Genomic DNA, 5,703 nt, shown 5'->3' with positions numbered 1-5,703 from the left:
CGGCCCCGCGCGGGGAACGCCCCGACCCGACGACCCGGGCCGACGCGTGCCGGTGACCGCGTGGCCGTCGACGGCCGGTGCCACCGGGTTGCCGGTCAGGGGCCGCCGGAGGCGTCCAGGTCGGCGAGCCGGTCGTGCAGGGGCTTGAACAGCGCCCGCGGGGCGGCGATCACCAGGTCCGGGCCGGCCGGCAGCCCGCCCAGCCCGGCCACCAGCAGGCCCGCCTCGCTGGCCACCAGGGCCCCCGCGGCCTGGTCCCAGGCGGCCAGCCCCTTCTCGTAGTAGGCGTCCACCCGCCCCTCCGCCGCCAGGCAGAGGTCCAGCGCGGCGGCCCCCAGCCGGCGGATGTCGCGGACGTGCGGGATCAGCTCGGCGACCACCCGGGCCTGGTGTGCCCGGCGCGCCGGGTCGTAGCCGAACCCCGTGGCGACGAGCGCCTGGCCGAGGTCGGTCTCGGTGGAGCAGCGCAGCCGCCGGCCGTCGCGCCACGCGCCACCGCCCGCCGTGGCGGTCCACTCCTCGCCGGTGTTGACGTTGCGCACCACCCCGGCGACCACCTCGCCGCCCACCTCGGCGGCGAGCGAGACCGCGCAGTGCGGGATCCCGTACAGGTAGTTGACCGTGCCGTCGATCGGGTCGACGATCCACCGCACCCCGCCCCGGCCGACCGGGCCGGCCTCCCCCACGCCGTACTCCTCGCCGAGCACGGCGTCGCTCGGGCGCAGCCGGCGCAGGGCGTCGACCACCTGCCGCTCGACCGCCCGGTCGGCGGCGGTGACCACGTCGGTGACGGTGCTCTTGGTCGCGGCCACCGACACGCCCTCGACCCGCATCCGGTACGCCGTCGCCGCCGCGTCCCGGGCCACCTCGATCGCGATCTCCAGCAGCTCCGCAGGCCCCGAGCGGTCCATCGTTCGTCCCCTTCCCGCACGGCCGGGGTGTTCCGGGTCACGCGCGGGTACCATCCTTACAAAGTCCACATCTACGTCGAATCGGCGGTCCCCGCCGCCGGTCGGCCGTGCGGCGACGGTCGATCGCCGCAGACGGCGTTACAATTCACCCCTGCCCACGCTGCGACGGGCCGCCAACGACCGGCCGGCCCGGGACACGGGGGTCTCTCAACCATCGCCCGGCACGGTGCCCCGCTCTGCGCCGGACAACCCGGCCGTGCTCGCTCTTCGCCTCCGGAAGGTCATTCGTGACAGAACCCCGCCAGACCGGCGCCGACGTTCGCTCGCTCACCGACACCCTGATCGCCCACGCCCAGAGCGCCGGCGGCCAGCTCACGTCGGCCCAGCTCGCGCGCACCGTCGAGTCCGCCGAGGTGACTCCGGCCCAGGCCAAGAAGATCCTGCGGGCGCTCTCCGAGGCGGGAGTGACCGTGGTGGTGGACGGCTCGGCGAGCACTCGCCGGCGCGTCGCCGCCGCCCGCTCGGCCACTCCGGCGTCCCGGGCCACCACCGCCAAGACGACCAAGAAGGCCGCCGCGCCCGCCCCGAAGCAGGCGCCCGCCGCCGACGAGGGCGCCCCCGCGCCCGCCCCGCGCAAGGTCGCCGCCCGCAAGGTCGGCACCACCGCCGAGGTGGCCGCCAAGGCCGCGGCCCCCGCGAAGGCGACCAAGTCGACCCGGGCCACCAAGGCCACGGTCGCCGCGGCCGCCGGCGCCAAGCCGGCCAAGGCCGCCGGCAAGGCCAAGGGCGAGGGCGCCGAGGGCGACATCGACCCGGAGGAGCTTGCCGCCGAGATCGAGGACGTGGTGGTCGAGGAGCCGGCGGAGCTGACCCAGGCCGCCGAGACCGACGCCGCGAACTCGGCCAGCGACAACGACTTCGAGTGGGACGACGAGGAGTCCGAGGCGCTCAAGCAGGCGCGCCGCGACGCCGAGCTGACCGCCTCGGCCGACTCGGTCCGGGCCTACCTCAAGCAGATCGGCAAGGTCCCGCTGCTCAACGCCGAGCAGGAGGTGGAGCTGGCCAAGCGGATCGAGGCCGGCCTCTACGCCGCCGAGCGGCTGCGCGCCGCCGACGAGGGCGAGGAGAAGCTGACCCGCGACATGCAGCGGGACCTGCTCTGGATCTCCCGTGACGGCGAGCGCGCCAAGAACCACCTGCTGGAGGCCAACCTCCGGCTGGTCGTCTCGCTGGCCAAGCGCTACACCGGCCGCGGCATGGCCTTCCTCGACCTGATCCAGGAGGGCAACCTCGGCCTGATCCGCGCGGTCGAGAAGTTCGACTACACCAAGGGCTACAAGTTCTCCACCTACGCCACCTGGTGGATCCGGCAGGCGATCACCCGGGCGATGGCCGACCAGGCCCGCACCATCCGCATCCCGGTGCACATGGTCGAGGTCATCAACAAGCTCGGTCGCATCCAGCGCGAGCTGCTCCAGGATCTGGGCCGCGAGCCCACCCCGGAGGAGCTGGCCAAGGAGATGGACATCACACCGGAGAAGGTGCTGGAGATCCAGCAGTACGCCCGGGAGCCCATCTCGCTCGACCAGACGATCGGCGACGAGGGCGACAGCCAGCTCGGCGACTTCATCGAGGACTCGGAGGCCGTCGTCGCGGTCGACGCGGTGTCGTTCTCGCTGCTGCAGGACCAGCTCCAGCAGGTGCTGCAGACCCTGTCCGAGCGTGAGGCGGGTGTGGTACGCCTGCGCTTCGGCCTGACCGACGGCCAGCCGCGCACGCTGGACGAGATCGGCCAGGTCTACGGCGTGACCCGGGAGCGCATCCGGCAGATCGAGTCCAAGACGATGTCCAAGCTGCGTCATCCGTCGCGTTCGCAGGTGCTCCGGGATTACCTGGACTGACGCGAACCGTCAACCGAACGTGTCGTTTTGACCACCTGGCGTGCAACGTCGGATGGTGATCGTTCGGTTGCACGATTGTGATCGTTGACGTGGCACCCTGGATGCACTGCACACTGTCCCTGCCATGTGTGACCTCGGTCCCCCGCGGGCACACAGGGAAGGCAGCGCCGGGACAGGGTGTTGCACGATAGGTGAGCAACGACCGAAGAGATTGTTCATCGGTGACGACCAGAGGAGGAAGGCGATGACCCCGACCCTCACGCCGCCGCCCGAGACGGTGGCTCCCCCAGCCGCCGATGAACGGTGCGACCGCTGCAATGCTGCCGGCAAGCTCCGGATCACTCTGGCGGGTGGGAGCGAGCTGGTGTTCTGTGGGCACCACGCGAACAAGTACGCGGAGGATCTCGTGAAGATCACCGTGCGGTACGCGACGGACCCCGAGTTCAGCTGGCGTGGCGCCGATCTGATGGCGAACTGAATCCGCAAACCCACCACGACATAGCCGGCCGGAGGCCCCCACGGGGAGCCTCCGGCCGGCTTTTGCGTACCCCTCGGGGTGCCGGCCCCAGGGGACACCGTCGGGGCGTGACGGGCCTGGCCATGCCACGCACGCCGGCGGGCGGCGGGCGGCGGGCGGCGGGCGGCGCGGAACGCGCGGCCGCGTCACGAACCGCACGGACGCCCCGACGGGCACGGACCACGCGGAACGCGCGCCCCCGACGGGCACGGACCGGGCGGAGCGCGCGCCCGGGCCGATCACCCGGCCCCGCGCGGCGGGCGGCTCTGGCGGCGCGGGAGCGGGCGGGCGGAGGAGGGCCGAGCGTCGCGCGGTCCCGTCAGAGGGTCTGGACGGTGGCGATGCGCTCCTCGAGCTGCTCGATCGTGGCCTGGGCGCTCGGCGGGCCGCCGCAGAGGCGGCGCAACTCGGCGTGGATCTTGCCGTGCGGTTGCCCGGTGCGGTGGTGTCGCGCGGCCACGAGGGCGTTCAGCTGCCGCCGCAGGGCGACCCGACGCTGGGCGGCACTCATCGGTGCCGGCGGCGCCGACGGGGCCGCAGCGGCCGTCTCAGCGGGCCTGGCGGCCCGACGCCGCTGGGCCGCGAGCTGCTCCTGCTGGCGCTTGGTCAGCAGCAGTGCCACCTGGTCGGCGGTGAGCAGCCCGGGCAGGCCCAGGTACTCCTCCTCCTCGGGGGTGCCGGCCTGCGCGGCGGTGCCGAACGAGGCGCCGTCGAAGATCACCTGGTCCAGCTCGGCGGTCGCGGAGAGCGCGGCGAACCGCTTCTCCAGCTCCCCGCTGGCCTGGTCGTCGCGCTGGGCGCGTTCGAGCAGGTCGTCGTCGAAGCCCTCGCGGTCCTTCGGCTTGCCGAGCACGTGGTCCCGCTCGGCCTCCATCTCGCTGGCCAGGCCGAGCAGGTGCGGCACGCTGGGCAGGAAGACCGAGGCGGTCTCGCCCGGGCGGCGGGCACGGACGAATCGGCCGATCGCCTGCGCGAAGTAGAGCGGGGTGCTGGCGCTGGTCGCGTAGACGCCCACCGCCAGCCGGGGGATGTCGACGCCCTCGGAGACCATCCGGACCGCCACCAGCCAGCGCTGGTCGGACTCCGCGAACGTCGCGATCCGCGCGGAGGCGCCCACGTCGTCGGAGAGCACCACCGCCGCCCGCTCGCCGGTCACCTGCTCGATCAGCTTCGCGTACGAGCGGGCCGCCTGCTGGTCGCTGGCGATGACCAGCCCGCCGGCGTCGGCCATCCCCGCGTTGCGCAGCACGGTCAGCCTGGCGTCGGCGGCCCGCAGCACCTGCGGCATCCAGTCGCCGGCCGGGTCCAGGGCGGTACGCCACGCCTGCGCCACGAGATCCTGGGTCATCGGCTCGCCGAGCCGCGCCGCCAGCTCCTCCCCGGCGTTCGTGCGCCACCGGGTCTCCCCCGAGTACGCCAGGAAGAGCACCGGCCGCACGACGCCGTCGCGCAGCGCGTCCGAGTAGCCGTAGACCGAGTCGGCGCGGGAGCGGAGCAGGCCGTCGCCGCCCCGCTCGTACGTGACGAACGGGATCGGGTTGTCGTCGGAGCGGAACGGGGTGCCGGTGAGCATCAACCGGCGCTCCGCCCCCTCGAAGGCGGCCTTCACGCCGTCGCCCCACGAGCGGCTGTCCCCCGCGTGGTGGATCTCGTCGAGGATGACCAGGGTGCGCCGGGTCAGGGTGCGCCGCTTGTGCACCTGCGGCGCCATGCCCACCTGCGCGTACGTCACCACGGCGCCGTGGAAGTCGGCGGAGGAGTGCAGGTCGGCGTTGCGGAAGGCGGCGTCGAGCTGGATGCCGACCCGGGCCGCCGACTGCGCCCACTGGGTCTTCAGGTGCTCGGTCGGGGCCACCACGGTGACCGCCTCGACGGTGCCGTCGGCGAGCAGCTCGGCCGCGATCCGCAGGGCGAAGGTGGTCTTTCCGGCGCCGGGGGTGGCGACGGCCGTGAAGTCGGGGTCACGCCGGCGCAGGTACTCCACCAGTGCCTTGCGCTGCCACGCGCGCAGTGCCGGAAACGTCTCGATCGCCGGCAACCGGGCCGCCACGCGAAGCTCCTCTCCGACCGCCTGATGGCGGACCCCGGGCGAGGGCCACGGGTACCGCCGCCCATGAAAACGCCTCCGCGCCGATGGTGCCGCGAAGGCCGACTCAGCATAACCAGCGCGGCCCGCCCGACCCAGCCGACACAACGCTGCTCACACCCCGCGCCGGCCGACCTCCGCGATCTTGCACTTTCGGCCCCCGCTTCGCACCTTGCGCGGCTTATGCCGGGGCAGAAAGTGCAAGATCGCCGGCGGGGGGTGGGGGGCGCGGGCACGCCGGGACCAGCACCCCCGACGACGGCGCGGTCGGGCCCTTTCCGGTGCACA

At 73.7% G+C, this 5,703-nt stretch carries 4 protein-coding genes; 2 read left to right on the top strand and 2 right to left on the bottom strand.

The genetic code is table 11. The features are described from left to right. Positions 1 to 95: 95 nt before the first annotated feature. Positions 96 to 911, bottom strand: coding sequence for an inositol monophosphatase family protein (locus ACWENR_RS29155; RefSeq protein WP_452280160.1), 816 nt, complete (start codon positions 909 to 911; stop codon positions 96 to 98). A 287-nt stretch (positions 912 to 1,198) separates the two neighbouring features. On the opposite strand from ACWENR_RS29155, the gene ACWENR_RS29150 reads away from it, so the two are divergent. Together ACWENR_RS29150 and ACWENR_RS29145 are read left to right on the top strand one after the other, a co-directional pair. Beyond that, the gene (locus tag ACWENR_RS29150; RefSeq protein ID WP_452280159.1) at positions 1,199 to 2,812 is read left to right on the top strand and encodes an RNA polymerase sigma factor; all 1,614 of its coding nucleotides are present in this window, start codon (positions 1,199 to 1,201) and stop codon (positions 2,810 to 2,812) included. Between the two features lie 244 nt (positions 2,813 to 3,056). After that, positions 3,057 to 3,290, top strand: coding sequence for a DUF7455 domain-containing protein (locus tag ACWENR_RS29145; RefSeq protein WP_036374862.1), 234 nt, complete (start codon positions 3,057 to 3,059; stop codon positions 3,288 to 3,290). A 358-nt stretch (positions 3,291 to 3,648) separates the two neighbouring features. Here ACWENR_RS29145 and ACWENR_RS29140 read toward each other — a convergent pair whose 3' ends face one another. After that, positions 3,649 to 5,379, bottom strand: a complete 1,731-nt coding sequence (locus tag ACWENR_RS29140) for a DEAD/DEAH box helicase (protein ID WP_452280158.1) — start codon at positions 5,377 to 5,379, stop codon at positions 3,649 to 3,651. Positions 5,380 to 5,703 lie beyond the last annotated feature (324 nt).

The organism is Micromonospora sp. NPDC004336 (assembly GCF_053602615.1).
Note: the sequence above shows the minus strand (reverse complement) of the source record. Positions and strands in the feature narration are given on the sequence as shown.

Excerpts from the sequence above, each read along its gene's own strand:
- ACWENR_RS29145 (WP_036374862.1), top strand. The coding sequence starts at position 3,057 with ATGACCCCGACCCTCACGCCGCCGCCCGAGACGGTGGCTCCCCCAGCC.
- ACWENR_RS29155 (WP_452280160.1), bottom strand. The coding sequence starts at position 911 with ATGGACCGCTCGGGGCCTGCGGAGCTGCTGGAGATCGCGATCGAGGTG.